At 61.2% G+C, this 20,708-nt stretch carries 18 protein-coding genes and 1 rRNA gene; 17 read left to right on the forward strand and 2 right to left on the reverse strand.

Translation table 11 applies throughout. The features are described 5' to 3' along the window. On the reverse strand, positions 1 to 1,041 hold a 1,041-nt coding region (locus tag ACILSI_RS24225; RefSeq protein WP_395724503.1), incomplete at its 3' end, for a CobW family GTP-binding protein. A gap of 72 nt (positions 1,042 to 1,113) precedes the next feature. On the opposite strand from ACILSI_RS24225, the gene ACILSI_RS24230 reads away from it, so the two are divergent. The 16 genes from ACILSI_RS24230 to ACILSI_RS24305 all read left to right on the forward strand — a co-directional run bounded on the left by ACILSI_RS24230 (position 1,114) and on the right by ACILSI_RS24305 (position 18,550). Beyond that, complete coding sequence (locus ACILSI_RS24230; protein WP_395724504.1) at positions 1,114 to 1,902, forward strand: hypothetical protein; 789 nt, start codon at positions 1,114 to 1,116, stop codon at positions 1,900 to 1,902. Between the two features lie 174 nt (positions 1,903 to 2,076). Continuing rightward, the gene (locus tag ACILSI_RS24235) at positions 2,077 to 2,580 is read left to right on the forward strand and encodes a Fur family transcriptional regulator (protein WP_395724505.1); all 504 of its coding nucleotides are present in this window, start codon (positions 2,077 to 2,079) and stop codon (positions 2,578 to 2,580) included. 69 nt (positions 2,581 to 2,649) lie between these two features. Beyond that, positions 2,650 to 2,883, forward strand: coding sequence for a hypothetical protein (locus tag ACILSI_RS24240; protein ID WP_395724506.1), 234 nt, complete (start codon positions 2,650 to 2,652; stop codon positions 2,881 to 2,883). 105 nt (positions 2,884 to 2,988) lie between these two features. Then, positions 2,989 to 3,777: a type II secretion system protein gene (locus tag ACILSI_RS24245; protein ID WP_395724507.1), complete on the forward strand. Its 789-nt coding sequence runs from the start codon at positions 2,989 to 2,991 to the stop codon at positions 3,775 to 3,777. Between the two features lie 235 nt (positions 3,778 to 4,012). Beyond that, positions 4,013 to 4,642, forward strand: a complete 630-nt coding sequence (locus tag ACILSI_RS24250) for a hypothetical protein (protein WP_395724508.1) — start codon at positions 4,013 to 4,015, stop codon at positions 4,640 to 4,642. Continuing rightward, entirely contained in the window at positions 4,639 to 5,676 is a 1,038-nt protein-coding gene (locus tag ACILSI_RS24255) for a prepilin-type N-terminal cleavage/methylation domain-containing protein (protein WP_395724509.1), read from the forward strand. Before ACILSI_RS24250 ends, ACILSI_RS24255 begins: the two co-directional genes overlap by 4 nt. Next, positions 5,673 to 7,019 carry a hypothetical protein gene (locus ACILSI_RS24260; protein WP_395724510.1) on the forward strand — a complete coding sequence of 449 codons (1,347 nt, stop codon included), beginning with the start codon at positions 5,673 to 5,675 and terminating at the stop codon, positions 7,017 to 7,019. The genes ACILSI_RS24255 and ACILSI_RS24260 overlap by 4 nt, the downstream gene beginning before the upstream one ends. Beyond that, positions 7,016 to 7,549, forward strand: a complete 534-nt coding sequence (locus tag ACILSI_RS24265) for a hypothetical protein (RefSeq protein ID WP_395724511.1) — start codon at positions 7,016 to 7,018, stop codon at positions 7,547 to 7,549. Before ACILSI_RS24260 ends, ACILSI_RS24265 begins: the two co-directional genes overlap by 4 nt. Before the next feature lie 8 nt (positions 7,550 to 7,557). After that, the gene (locus tag ACILSI_RS24270; protein WP_395724512.1) at positions 7,558 to 8,712 is read left to right on the forward strand and encodes a type IV pilus twitching motility protein PilT; all 1,155 of its coding nucleotides are present in this window, start codon (positions 7,558 to 7,560) and stop codon (positions 8,710 to 8,712) included. Continuing rightward, complete coding sequence (locus ACILSI_RS24275; protein ID WP_395724513.1) at positions 8,709 to 10,247, forward strand: GspE/PulE family protein; 1,539 nt, start codon at positions 8,709 to 8,711, stop codon at positions 10,245 to 10,247. Before ACILSI_RS24270 ends, ACILSI_RS24275 begins: the two co-directional genes overlap by 4 nt. Before the next feature lie 16 nt (positions 10,248 to 10,263). Beyond that, positions 10,264 to 11,490 carry a type II secretion system F family protein gene (locus ACILSI_RS24280; protein ID WP_395724514.1) on the forward strand — a complete coding sequence of 409 codons (1,227 nt, stop codon included), beginning with the start codon at positions 10,264 to 10,266 and terminating at the stop codon, positions 11,488 to 11,490. Positions 11,491 to 11,500: 10 nt separating this feature from the next. Beyond that, positions 11,501 to 11,875, forward strand: a complete 375-nt coding sequence (locus ACILSI_RS24285) for a hypothetical protein (RefSeq protein ID WP_395724515.1) — start codon at positions 11,501 to 11,503, stop codon at positions 11,873 to 11,875. After that, the gene (locus tag ACILSI_RS24290) at positions 11,872 to 13,737 is read left to right on the forward strand and encodes a type II secretion system protein GspD (RefSeq protein WP_395724516.1); all 1,866 of its coding nucleotides are present in this window, start codon (positions 11,872 to 11,874) and stop codon (positions 13,735 to 13,737) included. The genes ACILSI_RS24285 and ACILSI_RS24290 overlap by 4 nt, the downstream gene beginning before the upstream one ends. 55 nt (positions 13,738 to 13,792) lie before the next feature. Next, on the forward strand, positions 13,793 to 15,889 hold the full coding sequence (locus tag ACILSI_RS24295; RefSeq protein ID WP_395724517.1) for a TonB-dependent receptor: 2,097 nt from the start codon (positions 13,793 to 13,795) through the stop codon (positions 15,887 to 15,889). 334 nt (positions 15,890 to 16,223) lie between these two features. Then, positions 16,224 to 17,573, forward strand: a complete 1,350-nt coding sequence (locus tag ACILSI_RS24300) for an exopolysaccharide biosynthesis polyprenyl glycosylphosphotransferase (RefSeq protein ID WP_395724518.1) — start codon at positions 16,224 to 16,226, stop codon at positions 17,571 to 17,573. A 59-nt stretch (positions 17,574 to 17,632) separates the two neighbouring features. Continuing rightward, positions 17,633 to 18,550: a glycosyltransferase family 2 protein gene (locus ACILSI_RS24305; RefSeq protein WP_395724519.1), complete on the forward strand. Its 918-nt coding sequence runs from the start codon at positions 17,633 to 17,635 to the stop codon at positions 18,548 to 18,550. A gap of 6 nt (positions 18,551 to 18,556) precedes the next feature. On the opposite strand, the gene ACILSI_RS24310 is transcribed toward ACILSI_RS24305, so the two are convergent. Then, positions 18,557 to 19,717 carry a KamA family radical SAM protein gene (locus ACILSI_RS24310; RefSeq protein WP_395724520.1) on the reverse strand — a complete coding sequence of 387 codons (1,161 nt, stop codon included), beginning with the start codon at positions 19,715 to 19,717 and terminating at the stop codon, positions 18,557 to 18,559. A gap of 793 nt (positions 19,718 to 20,510) precedes the next feature. On the opposite strand from ACILSI_RS24310, the gene ACILSI_RS24315 reads away from it, so the two are divergent. Continuing rightward, positions 20,511 to 20,708 (forward strand): 16S ribosomal RNA (locus tag ACILSI_RS24315); the annotation flags it as partial.

Below are 20,708 nucleotides of genomic sequence, written 5' to 3' on the forward strand. Positions count from 1 at the left end.
CGGGACGAACACGGCGCGGTCGCTCTTCGGGCCGATGACAGTGAGTTCGCAGCGTCGGTCGCCGAAGACGGGATGAGCGTCTTGAAGCTGCTCCTGAAGCATGGCGATCTCCTCGGGGACGAGTTTGGCGTCTGGATTGGTGACGAGCGCGGCTTTCCAGTAAGCCGTTAGCTCCATGCCGACACTGCCTGCGGCTTGATTCCACAGCAGGACATCGCGGTCGCGTGAGGCGAGCCAGATGAAGCCTTTGCTGCGATGGATGCCGGTGCCGAGACGCTCGCGAAACAAGGTCCACAGCCTGCGCGGATGCAGCGGGCGCGGATCGTCGATCACGGTGCTGCCGAGTTCGCCTTCCTGCGCGGCATTTTCGGTCAAGGCAGGCCACAGGGCGGCGATTTGACGTGCTTTTTCGAGGTCAAAGCTGCCGGTGCCCAGGAGCTTCTCCGGGGCGATGCGGCCGTAGTTCACCGCATACAACGAAGCCTGCGGGTTCATGACGCTGAGGTGCGTGGCGATGAGATGGAGGCTCGGCGGCGGCAGTTGCTCGGTCTTGGTGAGGAGAATGACACCGGCGAGTTGGATCTGCGCCATCATCAGCGGAGCCTGCGGATGTGAAAGCTCGCGGATGAGGCGTCCGCCGCCAAAGTCCTCCATGAAGGCCTTCGCGTCGATGAGGGTGACGAAGGTGTCGAGCGTGAGGCCGGGGCGTTGGCTGATTTCTTCCACCAGCGGCCAGGGATGCGTGCTGCCGGAGGTCTCGATGACGATGTGATCGAGGTCATCCCGCCCCTGCCAAGTATCAAGCACGGCGGCGAATGCCGGACGTTGCGCACCGCTGATGCTTCCTGCCTGGATGCTGGCAAAGTTTCCTCGCGCCTCGTTCAGATGCTCAGGATCGCGCAGGAGATCGCCGTCCACCTCAAGTTCGCTCATGTCATTGACGATCACCCCCAGGCGCAGCTCCCCGCTCACACGCAGCAGGCGGCGCAGCAGCGTGGTTTTGCCGGAGCCGAGAAAGCCGGAGATGACGGTCAGGCGCATGCGAGAGGAATCATTTTATTTATGCAAACATATTGCGTTTAATGCGGCTTCGAACTAATGCAAGTATATTGCATGAAAGTAAAGCCTCAACAGACGCTGACTGCTTCGCGACAGGCCCTGAAACCGTCGGCGCTGTCTTCGCTATCTGGAGTCCCGCTTTCCAGGCAGCGGGTGCTGCTGGCCGACTTCGCCGCCGCGCTGCGCCAGCAGATGTTCTTCTGGGGGCGTGATGTGATGAGCGGCGGGAACCTGCTGCTGCGGCATGGTTTTGAGAAGCTGCCCTCTCCAGGCCTCAAGGGCACGAGCTGCTATCGCCTGACGCACGAGGATGGCGTCATCGAACTGCATGGTGCTTGCGCCGGATGGTATCCGCAGGTGGGCAGTCAGCGTCCGGGCTTTCTCTTTGTTCGAACCAAGGGGCGCTGCACCACGCACCGCCTGCACGAGCCGGTGGTGCCGGGGCGCTACCAGATCGAGGCGTTGCAAAACGAAACCTCCGACGCTATGGCCGCGGCACGGCTCTTTGCGGGATGGCTGGCGGAGTATGAGGCCTGGGTGCGGCAGCAGATGGGGCCGGGTTACCGTGCGGAGTGCCGAAAAATGCTCGCCAGCCTGCCGAAGGGGCAGAATTGGCTGCCCGCCCCGCAGGCGGAACGCTGGCTGCGCCTTTTCGCCGCCCAGGGACCAGGTGCGCCGCGTGCCCGGACCCTTCTGCCGGGCGGTGAATCCAACCCGGAGAAAAGCCATCGAAAGCAGAATGGAGACAGCAGAATCACACCTCCTTTTTTTGCCTCCAGCAGATTCAGGGAGGCCAGCAGATTGGCTGCGCCCTTCGTGCGACAAAAGGAGGCAGGAAGATGAAGACAAAACAGAAATCTGCTGGCCTCCTCGAGTCGCAAGACAGGCGAAGCCAATCTGGGGGAAATCACAAAAATGATGCCCCGAGGGACCACTCACCGGCACGCCGTCTGAGACTCAACCTATTCTGCTGTCCCACTGATTGGAAAACGACCCACGCCTGAATCGCCGCATCTGATGACCCCCAACGCCTCCGCTCCATCCTCTTCCCAGGCGCATGACCCTGCGTCCGGGATTTTGGCGTTCTTGCTGGAACGGGGTTTCAAGCGCACCCATGCCCTCGTTTGCCTGCTGCGGGAAATGGCCGCTGACCCGCATCCGCGCACGCTGGCGGAGTGGGGCGATTGTCCGAGTCTTCAGGAGCGCAGTGGCGTGACCCTCTACCGGCTGATGCTGAAGCTGGAGCAGGCGGGCGTGGTGCGCCGCGTGAACCTAGGGGAGCGGGCGCAGTGCTTTCAGCTTTTGCTGACCGGTCCCGCCCCCGATTACCTTGTCTGCACGAGCTGCGGCGGGCTGAAGCAGGTCGAGACACCGCTGGAAGTGCGCGTGCTGGAGGAAAGTCTGGCGCAGAAGACCGGCTGGAAAGCCGTGCGCCATGAGCTGGAGTTCTTCGGCGTGTGCCCGAGTTGCGCGGAACACAACGTGGAAACCGGCCACCCCGCAAATTCTAACGCAAAATAGTTGCGGTAATAAATTTCGTCCTCTATTCAAAGTCCTGCCAGCTCCTCACCTCAAACCGCCTTGTCGAGCTTGAACTCTCCTCGTGAAAATCCTTCCGAAGCCACTCCTGCCGCGCCTTGCGCCGCGCTCGTCGTCGAGCGGGCGGACGGGCTGCGGACGCCGCTGGCGGAGGGCGAGTTTCGCTCCTCGGCGGGGAAGCTGCTGTTCGTCCGCCGTGGCGGTTGCATCGAGATCCGCTGCCCGCGCAGCAAGGAGCTGTTTCGCATTCATTTTTGCCCTGAGCCGCCCACCGGGGCGGGTTGAGGCACCCAGTTTCAGGCGGTGATGCCCTCACCGCCGGAAAAAACCCCGAGGCCGGAGGTCCTTGAACCCGGAGCCCTTCAAAACACAACCAAACCACACATACACATGAAGGTATCCAACATCCTCGCGACACGCCTCGCGCGTCGCACCAACAACAAAGGCCTCACGCTCATCGAGCTGCTGGTCGTTCTCGTCATCCTCATCGCCCTGGCGGGCATCCTCATCCCGCAGTTGCCGAACATGCTCACGCGTGCTCACACGGCTGCGGCGTCCACGAACATCCCGGAAGCCAACAAACGCATCCAGGAGTTTGAGCAGATCTATTTCAAACAGCCCGCAAACTTTGACAATCTCGTCAATGGCGTGGCGCTGGTTGACTACCTGCCCGGCTCCACTGGTCTCACCGCAGCAGCACTGACGGCGGGCACTCGTGGTGCGCTGTTCAATGCGGGCATCACGTCGCTGGCGGGTCTCTATGACACTGCGGCAAACCTTGAGACGGCAGGTGGCACGCCAACCATCAATCCTTATGACGGTGCTGCTGACCTCAACCTCAGTGCGGGCACTCCCTCCGTTGCTTTCGCGACGGAAGCGACTGTTGAGGCGCTTCTGCGTCAGGATGCAGGAGCAAATGACGCTTACGTTGCCCTCGGCATTGGGCAGAGGAGCGAACTCATCGGTCGCACGACCAATGAGGCTCCGTATCACTTCGGTGATGTGGCAGGCTCGGGTCCAGACGCCGTCTATGCACGTTATCTGGCCATCTACAAAGTGGCCAATGACGGCACGGCCTTGGACAAGGCGATTTTCATTGGTGTGCTCGCCATGCATGACGACGGTCTCGCCAATGCTGGTGATCACGTCTCCGAGTTCTTCGAGGCGAACCAACTGTAATCAACTAGGCATCGCCTGATGCCTCTGGCGGCCTCACATGGGCTGCTTTTCGCCCCGCCCGGCTTGTCCGGGCGGGGTCATTTCAAAACGAGAGCCGAAAAACCGGCACTTCACGGCGCTTCAGCCATTCCCCTGTCCCCATTCCTATGTCCTTCGCGGTCATGACAAGGGAATGGGGACAGAGGAATCCGAACGCAGGCGGTTTTGGCAACGAATTCCAGAGAACCCCGATTCCATGCTCATCCACCCGCACCTTCACCATCGCCGCGCCGACCGCCGTTTTGCCTCAGGGCTGACGTTGATCGAGCTGCTCGTCGTGCTCATGGTGCTCATCGCCGTGGCGGGCATCGTGATCCCGAATGTGACCGATCTTCGCTTCGGCTTCGACGGAGATCGCAAGACGGCGTCAGAGATCGCCACCGAGAAGACCTTGATGGAGGTGCGTGCGGCCATCCTAGGTGCCGAAGGCAAAAAAGGCCTGTGGCGCGACCTCGGCGGGCGTGAGGCGGACCTGCCGCAGAATATCGCCGAGCTTTTTGTGCCCCGCGTCGGCTGGTCCACCGATTTTGACCCCAACACACGCCTCGGCTGGCGTGGACCGTATATCATGGCCAGCGGCGCACGCCATGGTGTGAACAATATCTATGGCAGCGTCAATGATCCGGCCATTCTCGACGGCTGGGGCCGCCCCATCGTGATCCAATTTCCCAGCTTGGCGGAGCCAACCCGTTCATTGAATGTCCGCCTGATTTCCGCTGGCGAGAACGGTGCCATCGACACGCCACTCAATCAGGCCATGCCCACGCTCGCTGCGTGCGGGGATGACATCGTGCTCTTTCTCCGAACCGCCGACACGCGACCATGAAAATCCACCGCTCACATCTCAATCAAAGCGGCCTCACGCTGCTGGAGCTGCTCGTCGTGCTCTCGATTCTCGCCGTGCTGTCCACGGTGGCGCTGACCTCCAGTAGCGGCATCGCCGACCAGGCCCGCTACGAGGCCACGCAACGCACGCTGGAAAACATCCGCGAGGCCGTCCTCGGCCCCGCCAACCTTCGCGACACCGACGGCACGCTGCTTTACACCGGCTTTGTGGCCGACACGGGCAGGCTGCCAAGAGCGGTGGCCGAAGTGGTGGATGGAGGCACGGTTTTGACGTTGGCGGAACTCGTTGAGCAACCTGCCGGGATGGCGGCTTACCAGGTGCTTCCAGCGATCACGTCAAATTGCACGCCTTCGACCGAAGCCGATGATCTCGACATTGATCTCGACGCCGAAACTGTTCGGCTCGGCGTAGGTTGGCGCGGCCCTTATCTGCGCCTGACTCCTGGAAATCTCCTGCCACGCGATGGCTGGGGAGCGCATTTGGTGACGCCTGTTGGTGTCGTTCCCAGCTTTCCCAATAATTGCCTTTTAAACGGCATCTTGCCCGTCGCTGCGGGAGATCCGATTGATCAAATCGTCAGCTATGGTCGTGATGGGGCGCTTGGTGGGGCGGATGCGTATGATGCTGATCAGAATATCCAATTTGAAGCTACTTCACACGAAGCGGAGCTAACTGTTCAAGTCGAGTTTCGGAATGCCGCAGGCGTGATTTCACCACCCACTGCCAACCGTGTTGTTTTTGTTCGCCTTTTTAGTCCTGATCCAACTAGTGGCAGCATGAGGGTGAGAAAATCGGCGGAACAGACGACGCCAGATCCTGCTGCAATCACGACAATGTCATTTTCATTCTCGGAGATTGCACCGGGTATTCCTCTCACGATTGGCCCGCGTGCGGTTAGAGCTTACTTTGACCACGATGGGAATCCCATGACGGATTATACCAAGTCAGCGCCCGCCTACCTGATGGTCCGGCCGGGCCAAAACCCCCGGACACTTGTCATCCCAATCCCATGACCCGCACCTTGCTGCTCATCACTCCGAGTTTCGTGGCACGCGGCGATTTTGACGCGCGGGGGCGATTGGTGGCGTTCGGGCGGGCGGCGGCTCCGCCGGGGGCGGCGGATGCGGGGTCTTTGACGTTGGCGGCGCTGGGACTGGTCAAAGCGCGGGCGCGGAAGGTGTGGGTGCTGTCCACGGCGGCGGTCACGGCCATCGTCGAGGTGTCGGCGAACCGCCTGCAAGGCGTCAGTGAGCAGGAGCGCTATACGGCGCTGGCGTTTGAGGCCGAGGCGCTGACGGGCGTGCCTGCGGGCAGCAGTTTGACGGTGGCCCGCCGACTGGGCGGCGACAGCGTGGCGGAGACGTGGTGGGTCACGCAAGTGAGCGAAAGACTGCGCCAGGAGGTGGATGCGGAGCTGGTCCGGCACGGAGCGCAGCTCGAGGGCTTGGCGCATCCCGGCGGCATGGTTTTAATGGGCGAAAACACGGCGGGTGGGGACGTGCTGGAGGTTTGGGAGGATCTGCTGTTTCTGCGGCAGCGTCATCGCGGCGCGGCCATGCTGGACATTCTGCCTGCGGAGCTTTCCGGCGGCCTGGACATGCTGCTGGCGCGTTTTCCAGTGCCTGAGGCCGAGGTGGGCAAACTGCCGCGCGAGGTGTGGACGACAGGCCGCGGCCTGAGCGCCAGCGTGGCCACGGTGCGCAGCCTGCAAGACGCGGAAACGCTGCAAGGCTGGTTCAGCGGTTGGTTAAGCGCACTGGATCAGTCCCCGGAGCCGCTGCCGGTGCTGCATCCACCGGCACGGCCGATGAGCACCGCACGCCGCGTGTTGCTGTGCGCTTTCGCCACGGGACTGGCGCTGCTTTTGTGCGCCGGGAACTGGTGGTGGACGGAACTCCAGCTCAACGCCGCGCAAAGCGAGGCGACGAAACTCGCCGAGGCCGGAAACCTGAGAAGCGAGGTGCAAAAGGTGTCTCAGGAGCTGCAAAAAGCCCGCACGGACCACGAGGCGGACATGGAGCAGCACAGCCAGACCTTGCGTGGCTTCGGCGCGATGCTGGAGGCACTGGCACTGGAAAAACCGGGCGGCGTGCTCGTGCGTGCCCTTAGCGCTCCGGCCAATGTCACCCAGCCCGCGCCGGGCAAGCCGCCGGTGATGGAAACGACGCTCACCGGTTGGTGCACAGAGGAAAATCTCGCTGCGCAGTTTTCTCAAAAGGTCGGTGCGCGGCTGCAACCGCTCGGCTGGACCGTGCAGCCCGCCCGCACTCAGGCACAGCTCGCCGGCGGCACGCCGGTGTGGAGCTTTGAGATCCACCTGCGCATGGAAGCCACACCACCCGCCGCCAAACCATGAAGCCAGCCAAACGTCCTCCTCTCAGCGCCCGTGAGCGCCTGCTGCTGCTGGTTTTTCCAGGAGCGCTGGTGCTCATGATTTACGCCGTTTTCATCAACCCCGGCCACAGCTCTGCCTTGTCCAAGGCGAGAACGCAGCTTGAGCAGGCGCGGAAACAAGCGGGCAGCAGCGTGGCAGGCACGGCGGCGCTTTCCGCCGATCTCACACGGCTGAAGCAAGACCTTGAAAAGGTGAAGCGCGAGTCCGAAGCGCTGAAGCAGGGCGGCGATACTCTGCAACGCGCCAAATCCGTCACTCAGGTGGGAAATCTGCTGGTCAAACACGGCCTCGTCGTGGTGGAGGAAGGACCGGCGGGTGCGGCGGGAGTCATGTGGGCCATCCGCTTCCTCGGCACCTGGCCCGGCGTGCAGGCCGCACTGCAAGCCATGCCTGATGTGGCTGAACTCACCTGCTTTCCGCTCGGCCTGACCATGCACGAGTCCGCTCAAGGTAACTCGGTCCACGAATGGACCCTTCACCTCCGCCTTTGATCCCTCAGATGAAGTCCACGCCCACCCAGACCCTGCCCTTGCAGACACTGCTTTCGCGTTGTCTCGATCTCGGTGCCTCGGATCTGCACATCGCCAGCGGGGAGCCGCCGTATTTTCGAGTGCAGGGCGTGCTGGCGGCAGACGCGGAGTTTTTGCCCATCACGCACGAGCAAGTGGCGGCCTGGGTGCGAGAGATCACAGGTGCGGGAGATGACGCGCCGCTGGTCCGTGCCTGCGGCTCCTACGACGGTGCTTTGACCAGCGCCCGTGGCGTGCGCTTCCGTTTGAACGTGTATCAGCGCCAGGGGCTGCTGAACATCGCACTGCGGCGGCTGGATGATCAATTTCGCCCGCTGAAAGAACTCGGCCTGCCGGAATCGCTGCACCAGCTCTGCCGCCAGCAGCACGGGCTGGTGGTCATCGCTGGTCCCACCGGCTCCGGCAAGACGACGACGCTGGCCACGCTGCTGGATCAGATCAACCGCCAGCGCCGCTGCCACATCATCACCATCGAAGATCCCGTCGAATATGTGCATTCGTCCAAGCTGGCGCTCGTGAACCAACGCCAGCTCGGCATGGACACGCCGAGCTTCAATGACGCGCTGGTTTCCGCCATGCGGCAGGACCCGGATGTGATCCTCGTGGGGGAAATCCGTGATCTGAACACCATTCGCACCGCCATCACCGCCGCCGAAACGGGGCACCTCGTCTTCACCACCGTGCATGCGGGCGATTGCGTGGGGGCGATTGAGCGCATGGTGGCCGTGTTTCCCGCCGGAGAGCAGGACGGCATCCGGCGGCAGCTCGCGCTCGTGCTTCGTGCCGTGGTGGCGCAGCACTTGCTCGTGGCGGACGGCCCGGCGGCACGCCAGCAGGCGGACGGCATCACCACACGCGGACGACGCGTGCTGGCGGCGGAGGTGCTGACGGTTACAGGTGCGGTGGCGAATCTCGTCGCTAGCGGGAAGAGCAATCTCATTTACTCCGCCATGGAATCCGGCGGCCAGCAGGGCATGCAGACGATGGAGCAGAGCCTCGCGGAGCTGTTTGTGCGCGGAGAAATCAGCGAGCAGAGCGTGAACGCGCTCTCACGCCATCCCGGCCAGGTCTTTGAACGTGCCGCACGTCTCCGCCAGCGTGCCGCCAACCCGGTGAAATCATGATCGCCGCGCCCGCCAGACCTGCCGCTGTTCCAGCCGCCACGCTGCTGGATCTCGATGCCGTGCGCATTGATGCCGTGCAGGCGCTGCGGCTGCCTTCCTCCATCGCGCTGCGTCGTCGGCTGCTGCCCTTTGCGGTGCATGAGGGCTGCGTGTGGCTGGCCTGCCAGATCGCGGAGGACGAGGCTTCGCTGCGCACCTTGCAGCGCTACTTTGATCATCCGATTCGGGCGGTGCAGGCCGAGCCAGCCTCGCTCGGACGGGCGCTGGACCGCCAGTATCGTGAATCTTCGCAGGGCGGTGCCGGAGCGCTGGCCCGCTACACAGAACGCGGTCAAACCATCGCCGCGACCAGCGGTGACGAGGTGGAGGCTGATGCACGCCAGCTCGCCAATGACATCCTCCGTGCGGCGATGCTGCGCCAGGCCTCGGACATTCATTTTGATCCAAGTGAAAAGGAACTGCGCGTGCGCCTGCGCGTCGATGGCGCTTTGGAAGATGCCTTCCGCCTGCCGATGAGCCTCCACGCAGCGCTGCTGAACCGCTTCAAGATCATCGCGGGCCTCAACATCGCCGAAAAGCGATCTCCGCAGGATGGCTCCTTCCGTCACAGCGACGGCGGCGCACGCGGTCAGGTGGTGGATGTGCGCGTGGCCACGCTGCCCGCACGTCATGGCGAGCGCATGACGCTGCGCCTCATGGCCGTGGACAGCAGCCGCTTCTCGCTCGGAGCGCTCGGCATGAGCACGGCGCATCATGCCATGTTCAGCTCCGCCATCAGCAAGCCGCACGGCCTCATCCTGCTCACCGGTCCGACCGGTTCCGGCAAAACGACCACGCTTTATGCGGCCATCCGCGAGCTGATCGCCGCCGAGGCGCTGAACGTCATCACCGTCGAAGATCCGGTGGAAAACGAGATTCCCGGCATCGTGCAAGTCGAGGTGGACAGCGCGGACAAGGTCAGCTTCTCCAGTGCTTTGCGCAGCTTGTTGCGGCATGACCCCGATGTCGTCATGATCGGCGAAATTCGCGACCGCGAGACGGCGGACATTGCCATCAAGGCCGCTTTGACCGGGCATCTGGTCTTTTCCACGCTGCACACCAATTCCGCCGCAGGTGCCGTCGTGCGTCTGGCGGAAATGGGTGTGGAGCGCTTCCTCATCGCCTCCACCCTGCGTCTCACGGTGGCGCAGCGACTGGTGCGGAAGTGCTGTTCCCGCTGCATCACGCCGGAGCCGCTGCGGCCTGAGGACATCGCCTTTCTCGCGGCACCGCAACTCGCTGGAACCTCGCATTTTCGGCCCCAAGGCTGCCTGTACTGTGCCGGGCGCGGTTTTGTGGGGCGTGTGGGTTTGTTTGAGATGCTGCCGATTGATGAGGAGTGGTCCCAGCTCATCACCGAAGGCGCTGGTGAGGCGCAAATGACCGAGCGCATGCGTCTGCGCGGCCTGCCGCTACTGGTGCAGGACGCGGCGGAGAAACTCAGCGCCGGGGTGGTCACACTGGAGGACGTGCGTGGCGCGGTGACGGTCTGGTAACTCGCTTTTTTCAATCATGCCCGCCTTCACCTACACCGTCCGCGATGCCTCCGGCGCCCGTCTTCAGGGCGAGCTGGAGTCCTCGTCCAGCTCCGCCGCCGCAGCGGAACTGCGCACGCGCGGCTGGCTGGTGCTCGGTATTGAGGAAAACACGAGCCGGAGCGGCAGCACGGCCTTCTCGCTGAGTCCCTCGTCATGGTTGTGGATTCGCTCGCTCGACATTGAGGTGAGCCTTTACCAGCTCTCCACGCTGCTGCGCAGTGGTCTGACGCTGCTGAGCGCCCTGCGCCTGATCGCCGAGCAGGCTGAGCGCGGCCGCCTGCGCCGCGTGTGGGAGCAGGTCATCATCGACATCGAAAACGGCGCTTCGCTGGCCGATGCCATCGCACGTCATGCCTGCTTCAGCCGCATCGTCGTGCAACTCGTGAGCGTGGGCGAGCAGACCGGCCACCTCGCACCCGTGCTGGAGCGTGCCGCGGCAGCATTGGAGAAAAAGCGCACCCTGCGTGCGGGGCTGATCACGACGCTGATGTATCCCGCCATCGTCTTTCTCGTGGCCATGGGGCTGGCGGTTTTCATGATCGTCGGTGTGCTGCCGAAGATGCAGGTCTTTCTGCGTGCGCTGGGCAAAAAGCTGCCGCCGATGACGCAGCGTCTCGTCGATCTCGGCGAGTGGACGCAGATGCACGGCCTCACGGCGGTGATTGCCAGCGTGGCAGTGCTGTTTGCGCTGGTGCTGGTGTTTTTCTGGCCGCCGGGTCGTGCGTTGATCGACCGCGCTGCGCTGCGCCTGCCGCTGCTCGGCAAAGCATTGCGCACGGGAGGCACGGCCTTGTTTGCCAACAGCTTTTCCGTGCTGCTGACCAGCGGCGTCACCATCCTGGAGGGATTGCGTGTGTGTGAGAACCTCATCGGCAACCGACGGCTCTCCGCCATCATCGGCGCGGCGCGTGAGCGCGTGCTGCAAGGCGAGCCGCTGGGCCGCCATCTTGAGCAGCCCCATGGCTTTATGCCGATGCTGCCACGCATGATCACGGTGGGCGAGTCCTCCGGCACACTGGACAATGTGCTCGACGAGGTGGCGCGTTTTCATGAGGCGCAGCTTGAGCGCATGATCCGCCGCCTCACCGCGCTGATCGAGCCTGCGGTCATCATCGTCGTCGGCAGCGTGGTCGGATACGTTTACCTGTCGTTTTTCATGGCCCTCTTCGCCGCCACCGGCCCCGGCAACAACATCCGCTGAACCCTTTCCTATGAAACACCTGCTCACCCTCCTCCTGCTGCTGGCGCTGAACGCCGCCGCGCAATCACCGCCGGAGCCGCCCAAACCACCGGTTGATCCCACCGTTCCAGATGCGGCCCTGCAACAGCTCCTCATGGCGGGCGCGGGCGGCCAGCAAAACAGCAAAGCACTGCCCACCATCATCATGCGCGGCAAGATCATCAATCAAACCGGCCAGGGACTCGTCATCATTGAGGTGAACAAGCAGATTCTCTCGCTCAAGCAGGGCGGTGCGCTCAGTCTTTCCGGCGAATTCAGCCATCTCAGCCTCCAACTCACCGAGTTGAACAAAGAAAGCGCCACCATCGAGGTCCTGCCGCTCAAACAAACCCTCCGCCTGCAATGAAACGACTCCTTGTTCTCCTCATCTCCCTCCTCGCCATGCATGCGCAGGCCCAGAACAGCCGCATGGAGGTCATCGACCTGCGCCAGGTGCCGCTTTCGGACGCCGCGCGCATTTTATCCGAGGCCGGTGGCTTGAACGTCGTCAGTTCGGTCGAAGCCGGAAAAACCATCGTCAGCCTGTATCTCACGCAAGTGCAGGCCCGCGATGCCGTGGAGGCACTCTGCCGCTCTCACAACCTGTGGTTCCGCGAGGATGACAAAAGCAGCATCATGCGCATCCACACGCCGGAAGAGTACAAACGCGATCTCGGCAGCTTCCAGGAAGAGATGACGGAGGTCTTCGACCTGCGTTTCCCGAATGCGAACGACATCGGCCGCGCCATCCAGGACCTCTACGGCTCTCGGGTGCGCATGAACCAGAGCAACTTCATGCAGGACATGCAGGCGACCATGGAACTGCAGCAGCGCTTCCAGCGCTTCGACATCCTTGATGGCCGCAGCCAGAACTTGGGCGTCACCGGGCAGGGGAACAACGCCCGTGGAGGTCAGGGTGGCGGCTTTGGCGGAGGCCTTGGCGGGGGGCGCGGAGGACTGGGAGGTGGACTTGGAATGGGTGGACTTGGAATGGGTGGAATGGGAATGGGTGGAATGGGAATGGGCGGTCTTGGAGGCTTTCAGGGCAACAACAATGCGAACAACACTCAGCCTATCCAACCACAGCGCGTGGAAAATCTCACGGCTGAGGAGATTCAAACCCTCGAAGACCGCGCCGAAAGCGCAGAGAAGCTGCTCGACGACCGCGTGAACATCTTCGTCACCGTCATTCAACGCCTGAACAAGGTCATCGTCCGCACCGGCGATAGCCGCGCGATGACGCAGATCAAAGCACTCATCACCAGCGTCGATGTGCCGACGCAGACCGTGCTGCTCGAAGTCAAAATCCTCCGTGTGCGCATGGACCAGGGCTACCGCAGCGCAGTGGATTACCTCTTCGACAACGGGCGCTTCCAGGCCGGTTTCGGAGCCAATCCCGCTCAGGCAGGCGATTTGAGCTTCCGCTTTGCCAGCAACAACTTCAGCGCCCGTATCCAGGTGCTGGAGCAGAAAGGCCAGGTGCGCGTCGTCTCCACGCCCACGCTGCTCATCGCCAACAACGAAGTCAGCCGCCTCTTCATCGGCGAGGAACGCCCGCTAAACCGCAGCTTCAACGGCGGTGCGGTCATTCCCGGCGCGATCAACAACGTCGTCACCCAGGGCAGCACCGACATCGAATTTCGCCCCGTGGGCACCACACTGCTCATCACGCCGAACATCAACGCGGACAAAACCGTCACCCTCCGCCTGCTGCAGGAAAACTCCAACATCACCACCAACGGCGCCACAGTGCTCGTGCCAAACAACAACGGCTTTCAGCGCCAGGCCGTGGACACCGTTCAGTCCCGCACCGTCAGCGGCACCGTCGTTGCCAGGCATCAAGTGCCCGTCGTCATCGGTGGGCTCATTGACACCAATTTCACCGACACCCGGTCACAAGTGCCCATCCTCGGCAACATCCCCCTCCTCGGCACTCTTTTTCGCCGTGTGGATGACACCAAGTCCCGCGAGGAGCTCGTGCTCATGATCAATCCCCAGCTCATCGACCCAAGGGAAGGTGGCGCAGAAGCCTCGAAGGAGTTGCTGGAGGACAATGATGTGAACGGAATCGAAACCCTTGCCGCGCAGCAGCACATTCACGACCGTCTGCGGGATCACCTGCCCGCGCCGCAAGCGCCCAAGGCACTTCCGGTTGAAAGTGACGCCTTGGTCAGGCCCGCCAAGCGCGGCCTCCTGGAGTGGTTCCGGCGCAACAAACCTGCGCCTTGATTGCTAAAACAAATTAGTTGCACTTGTAAAACGGTTGCATTAACGCCGCAACCTGATGAAAACACATGTCCAGATTCCATTCGCACGACTTTACCTGCTAGCGGTTGCCTTTGGCCTTTCAGCCGTCTCTTCATATGCTCAGCAGCGGCATGATCCGGCGCATGCGCATGACGATGAGGAGGTCATTTCGCTGGATGAGATCGTGATTTCAGCCCCGCTGGACCGGCCGTTGTATCAGCAGGCGCAGGCGGCGTCGATTTTGGGCGGACAGAATTTGAATCTGGCGATTGAGCCGACTTTGGGGCAGACGCTGGCGCGGATGCCGGGGGTGAGCAGCTCGTATTTCGGTCCGGCGGCGAGCCGACCGATCATTCGCGGTCTGGACGGGGACCGGGTGCGCATTTTGCAGAACGGGATGAACACGATGGACGCCTCGGCGACGAGTCCTGACCACGCGCTGAGTTTTGAGCCGTCGAATCTGAAGTCGGTGGAGGTGGTGCGTGGCCCGGCGACGCTGCTGTATGGCTCCAATGCTATCGGCGGCGTTGTGAATGCGATTGATGGCCGCATCGTGGATGAAAAACTCGATGGAACGATCCGTGGCTCCATGGGTGGGCGTTTTTCGTCGGTGGACCAGGGCTATCAGTCGAATTTCATGCTGGAAGGCGGTTGGAAGGGCTTGGCTTTTCATATCGAGGCGTTCACACGCGCAGCGGAGGATTTCCGAGTGCCGGGAAACCTGCGTACCGTCGGCGAGCAGGAACGGAACCCGCCCGTGGGCATGGAGGAGCCGAGCAAAATCGCGGTGAACAGTAATCTGCGCGCCGAGGGCCTTTCTGGTGGCCTGAGCTATGTGTGGGACGAAGGATTCATCGGCTTCGCGTGGACGGAGTTTCACACGAACTACGGATCGCCAGCGGAGCCGTCGGTGTTCATCGATATGAACCAGACGCGTCTGGATGTGCGCGGCGCTTTCTACAAGCCGCTGCCGAAGATCAAGGAGATCAGCTACCGCTTTGCGTGGTCGGATTATGAGCACGTCGAATTCGAGGACGGCATGGACAACACGGTGTTCAAAAACGACGGCTATGATTTCCGTCTGGAAGTGAAGCACGAGAAGGTCGCGGGCATGGAGGGCGTGGTCGGTTTCCAGTCAGAACGCAGCGATTTCTTTGTGGCCGGAGCTGAGGCTTTCATTCCGCCGACGGTGACGGAGTCGAACTCGCTGTTTTTCTTTGAGGACATCACGCGCGGGCCGCTGAGTTTTCAGTTTGGCGGGCGCTATGACCACATCGAGACAAGATCACGAAGCAATGATGTTTTTGGCGATGCCCGCGGACGTCAGTTTGACAATCTGAGCGGTTCGGTGGGCTTTGTTTACACGCCGAATGAGGAATACTCCGCCGCCTTCACGATCACCTACGCGGAGCGTGCGCCAACGTATCAGGAGCTGTTTGCGAACGGCAATCATGTGGCGACGAACACCTTCGAAGTGGGGGATTTCGGGCTGGGGGTGGAAAATTCGGTGAGCTTCGATTTGAACCTGCGCAAGCGCACCGGCTGGGTCACGGGCAGCGTGGGCGGCTATTACAGCCGTTACAGCGGCTTTATCGGCTTGTTTCCCGCCGGGTTCATGGTGGACACGGATGCCGACGCTATCCCTGACACGCCGCAGTTCAATTACCGTGCCGTGGACGCGGAGTTCCTCGGAGCAGAATTGGAGACGACCTTCCATTTGCTGCATCCGGTGACGGAAGACCCCAAGCAGGCGGACACAAACCTGCACCTGGAGTTCAAGGCGGACGCGGTGCGGGCGCGGGATGGCAGCACGGGGGGCTCGCTGCCGCGCGTACCACCGTTCCATCTCTCGAGCGCGTTGATTCTCGAGCGCGGGCCGTTTGGAGCGCGGCTGGAGGGCATTTACGCCGCGCCGCAGGATCGCGTGGCGGCCAACGAGTTCGGTACAGACAGCTATTTCCTGGTGAACCTGGCTCTCAGCTACCGGCTGGTGCAGGGGCCGAGGACGGTCGATTTTTATGTCAAAGGCATGAACCTGACCAACGAGGACGCCCGTGAACACACCTCCATCCTGAAAGAGCGCCTGCCACTGCCGGGACGTGGGATCGTGGCTGGGGTGAAACTCTCCTTCTGATGCGCTGAATAGCGCGTCTTTTGTGCTGCATTGAACGAAAAGATAATGCGGGCGTTCTGCGCCTCGCGTGCAACGATTTTGCCCAAGACGAAAGTCTTGGGCGATTTTGCGAACAGCGGGGATGAGTTAACCCATGACAAAGTCTTACCGCTATTTTATATTGGATATAGATTTTACAAATTAGCCTTTGCCTATGAATGCCTCAGTCGCCGACGCCACAACCCTCAATCGAGGAGCTGCGTACGAAGCTTTGGAGGCCCGTCGTGCTTGGCGTGCAAAGGAGCACATCTCTCCGCATTCGTGGGTGCTGATTAGTTGCCTGGGGGATTTTATCATGGCGCTGCTGGCTGCCGTCGCCGCTTACCTGCTGCGCTTCCACTCGGTGATCAAGGACATTGGCAATTTCAATGTCATGGCTTTTCACCAGTATGTCAGTCATATGGCATTGGGCAGTCTGCTGCTGTTACTGGCTCTCGGCAGGCATGGTATCTATCATCAAAGCCTGCTGCTGCGCCATCGCTGGGTGGCTGCCCGCATTGCCAAGGCCGTTCTGTTGTGGACCGCCTGCTTCCTGGCCATCACGCTGGCTTTGAAGCTGGAGCCTTCGATCTCCCGTGTTTATGTGGCCCTCAACGGTGCCACATCTTTGCTGCTGCTGCTGGCCTGGCGGTCGGTTTTTTTCCGTTTTCTGAGCGCTCCTGGACGGGTGGAGGCCTTGCAGCAACGCACCCTGTTTGTCGGCTGGAATGAGGCGGCTGTTGCCATGTGGAAGACACTGAAGCGTGATCAGGCCTGTGCCTACGATGTGGTCGGCTGGGTCAAAACCAGCCAGGACGAGGAACCGCTGTCCACGCCGCATGCTTTTCCCTGCATGGGGGATCTGGACGACGTCGAGCACCTCGTCGCCACTCATGCGGTGGACATGGTGGTGGTGGCGGATTTGCATGGTCACCGCGAGCAGATCGTGGATCTGGCGAACCTCTGTGAACGTGAAATGATTGATTTTAAAGTCATCCCCTCGGGATTCCGCATCTTCACCTCCGGCCTCAGGCTGGAAACCATCGCAGGCACGCCGGTGCTGGGAATCACGCGGCTGCCACTCGACAGCACCCTCAATGTGGTGGCCAAGCGAACTTTGGACATCGTTGGATCTCTTGTGGGACTTGTGTTGAGCGCCCCGATTATCGCGTTCTTCAGCACCATTGTGTGGATGGAGTCCCCTGGGCCGGTCTTTTATCGTCAGCGTCGCTGGGGAGCCAAAGGGGTGCCCTTCAAGATCATCAAGATCCGCTCCATGCGGCTCGATGCTGAAAAGACCTCCGGCGCGCAGTGGTGCGTCAAAGATGATCCGCGCCGTCTCAAGATCGGCGCATTCATGCGGCAGTGGAACATCGACGAACTGCCGCAGTTTTGGAACGTGTTAAAGGGGGTGATGAGCCTCGTCGGCCCGCGTCCCGAGCGGCCGGAACTCATTGGTGAATTTAAACACCGCATCCCGCACTACAACGCCCGGCACCACGCCAAGCCCGGCATGACCGGCTGGGCGCAGGTCAACGGCCTGCGCGGTGACACTGATCTTGGCGAGCGCATTCAGTGTGACCTTTGGTACCTCGAAAACTGGAGCCTCTGGCTCGATCTTCAGATCATGCTGCTGACCTTCTTCAAGCGAGACAACGCTTATTGAGCAGGGTGTGGTTTTGAGCTGGCACGTCGGCCCCGGAGGCAGCATTTTCATTCATTCCCATGCCGTTGTTCACGGTTTATACCCCCACTTTCAACCGCGCCCACACGCTGCATCGTGTGTTTGACAGTCTGCAGGCGCAGACCTGCCGTGACTTCGAGTGGTTGGTGATCGACGATGGTTCGACCGATGGCACCACAGAACTCATGCGGCGCTATCAGGCAGAGGCCGGCTTTCCGGTGCGCTACCTGCCCATGCCGCATCGCGGAGCGCATCATGCGCATAACCTCTCCCTGCGCGAATCTCATGGCGAGCTGTGGCTGAAACTCGATTCCGACGATGGCTGCGTGCCGGAGGCTCTGGAGCGATTGAAGCATCACTGGGAAAGCATCCCGCAGGCGCAGCGGGGTGGCTTTTCCGGTGTCACCGGCCTCTGTCGTGATCAAAACGACGCACGCGTCGGCACTTTGTTCCCGGCCGATCCGCTCGACTGCTCCGCCGCCGAGCTGGAGTACCGCCACAAGGTGCGCGGGGAGAAGTGGGGCTTTCTCCGGCTGGATGTTCTGAGGCGTTTTCCGTATCCCGAGGATGTGCCGGGAAATTTCATCCCAGAATCCTTCATCTGGTGCCAGGTCTCACGCCAGTTCAAGACGCGCCACATCAACGAGGAGCTGCGCATCTACTGGACGGACGCGCCCTCGCTCGTCCATGGCCCGTCCAATCCGCGCACCAATGCCGCAGGTCATCGCCTTATGTTCAAAATGGTGCTCGATCTGGAGAGCGGCTGGTTTTTCCACGCGCCGCTGCGTTTGCTGCGGGCGGCGGTGCAGAGTGTTCGCTTCTCGCTCCTCAGCGAAGTTGGATTGCTGCGGCAGTTTCGTGATCTGCAGTCCGTCGGGGGCCGTCTGCTGTGGCTGGCAGCTTTGCCGCTGGGAGTGGGCCTCTGGCTGCGGGATGGCCGCCGTTTCCCTCTAATGTGATGCAGGTCACCGCCGCACCAGCGCGGGTTCGGGATACTCGAACGTTTTGCCTTCGTAATTGCGGATGAGCACACGTTGCTCGTCGCGCAGGAGGACGTAATCCGGATTCAGCGGCACCTTACCGCCGCCGCCGGGGGCGTCGATGACGAACTGCGGCACGGCGTAGCCGGTGGTGTGGCCGCGGAGCTGCTCGATGATGTCGATGCCGTCGCTGACGCTGGCACGCAAATGCGAGGAGCCTTGGATCAGATCGCATTGATACAAGTAGTATGGTCGCACGCGGCACATGAGCAGCTTGTGGACGAGATTCTTCATGATGTCGGCGTTGTCGTTCACGCCGCGCAGCAGCACGCTTTGATTGCCGAGCGGCACGCCGTGATTGGCGAGCATGTTCAAACCGTCGCGCACCTCGGTGGTCAGCTCGCGCGGATGATTGGTGTGGATGCTCAGCCAGAGCGGATGGTGCTTTTGCAGCATGCGGCACAGCTCGGGGGTGATGCGCTGCGGCAGGAAGATCGGCACGCGGCTGCCGATGCGGATGAACTCGATGTGCTTGATCGCCCTCAGGCGGGTCAGCAGCGCGTCCAGCTTGGCATCGGAAAAGAGCAGGGGATCACCGCCGGAGAGCAGAACATCGCGCACCTCGGTGTGACGTTCCAGATAGCGGAAGGCGGCCTCAAACTCGGTGTGCAGTTCCTGCTCGCCCACGCCTGAGACGACCCGGCTGCGTGTGCAGTAGCGGCAGTAGCTGGCACAGCGGTCGGTCACGAGGAACAGCACGCGGTCCGGGTAGCGATGCACCAGGCCAGGCACGGGCATGTGGCTGTCTTCGCCGCAGGGATCGCTCATCTCATCAGGATCTTCCCAGGTTTCCTCAATGCGCGGGATGACCTGTCGGCGGATCGGGCAGCCGGGATCTTCGGCGTCCATCAGGTTGAAATAGTGCGGCGTGATCGCCATTGCCAGCTTGTTGCCGGAGAGCAGCACGCCGGCGCGTTCTTCCTCGGACAGCGTCAAATGCTCCTCCAGTTGCTTCAGCGTCGTGATCCGGTTTCTGAGCTGCCAGGCGGCGTTGTTCCAGTCAGCGGGGGCGATGTTTTTATCAAACCAATAGCCAGGAGCGTGGGAGCGAAACTCCTTCTCAGGCAGCGTGGGGGTGTCGTGCATGTGCTGCGGGTCGGTAAACGGCGCAAAGGTTAGGCGCGGGGTGATCGTGATGTCAAACGTCCCCTGCGCTTGTTTGGGTGCAAAGTCCTGAATGCTCCTTCAAGCACATGGCGATGAATCACCGACATTCACCTTCACCACATAGCCAGGGAGATAGAATCAACCGTCATGATTTAAAACTTGACTGAACATGAGGAAAGCGGAGGCAATTCAGGTCAAAGAAACAGGAATGCGAGGACTGTGCCCGTCGAACAAAATCGGGCTTTGCCACCCAGCGCATGAGCGAAAACCAGCGAGGCGTCTGATTGCAAATGTGGTTGAGCTCAGGGTGTGGCGAAGTCATCACCTCTGATGTAAGGAGTTGCGTCATGAGATGAGTCGTGAGGCTGGAGGGCTTGTATTTTGAGGGTTCCAGCAGAACGAGACATGTGTTATGGCGCGTGAAATATGGAATGCTTGTCCACGACTATTCGTGATAGCGAACGGTCAGCGGCGAAAAACATTCAAAAACATATAAAATGGAGTTGCAGGGGATCGGAGTTGTACTAATCTGGTTATCCGCTAGCGAAAAACAGCGGCTGACGAGAAGAAAGTTTGAGCGGCAAAAGCGGCTTTAATTTTCTAGGAATCAGAACCGATCTTTCAGAAAACAAAAGCAGCAGAGCGAGGCGCGAGCCGAGTGAAGCTGTAAGAAAACAAAAGGCTAAATTGTGCGCTGCGCGAATAGATGCGCAGGTGCTTGTGGTTTAAACAAGCACAGTCAATCGGCCGACCTTAACGGGTTGGCCAAATATTTTTGGAGAGTTTGATTCTGGCTCAGAACGAACGCTGGCGGCGTGGATAAGACATGCAAGTCGAACGGGACATTGTGAGTAGCAATACAAGCAATGTCTAGTGGCGAACGGGTGCGTAACACGTGGATACATTCCGGGAAGCGGGGGATAGCCCAGGGAAACTTGGATTAATACCGCATGTGATCGAGAGATCAAAG

It is taken from the genome of Prosthecobacter sp. (assembly GCF_044232965.1).
Taxonomy (GTDB): domain Bacteria; phylum Verrucomicrobiota; class Verrucomicrobiia; order Verrucomicrobiales; family Verrucomicrobiaceae; genus Prosthecobacter.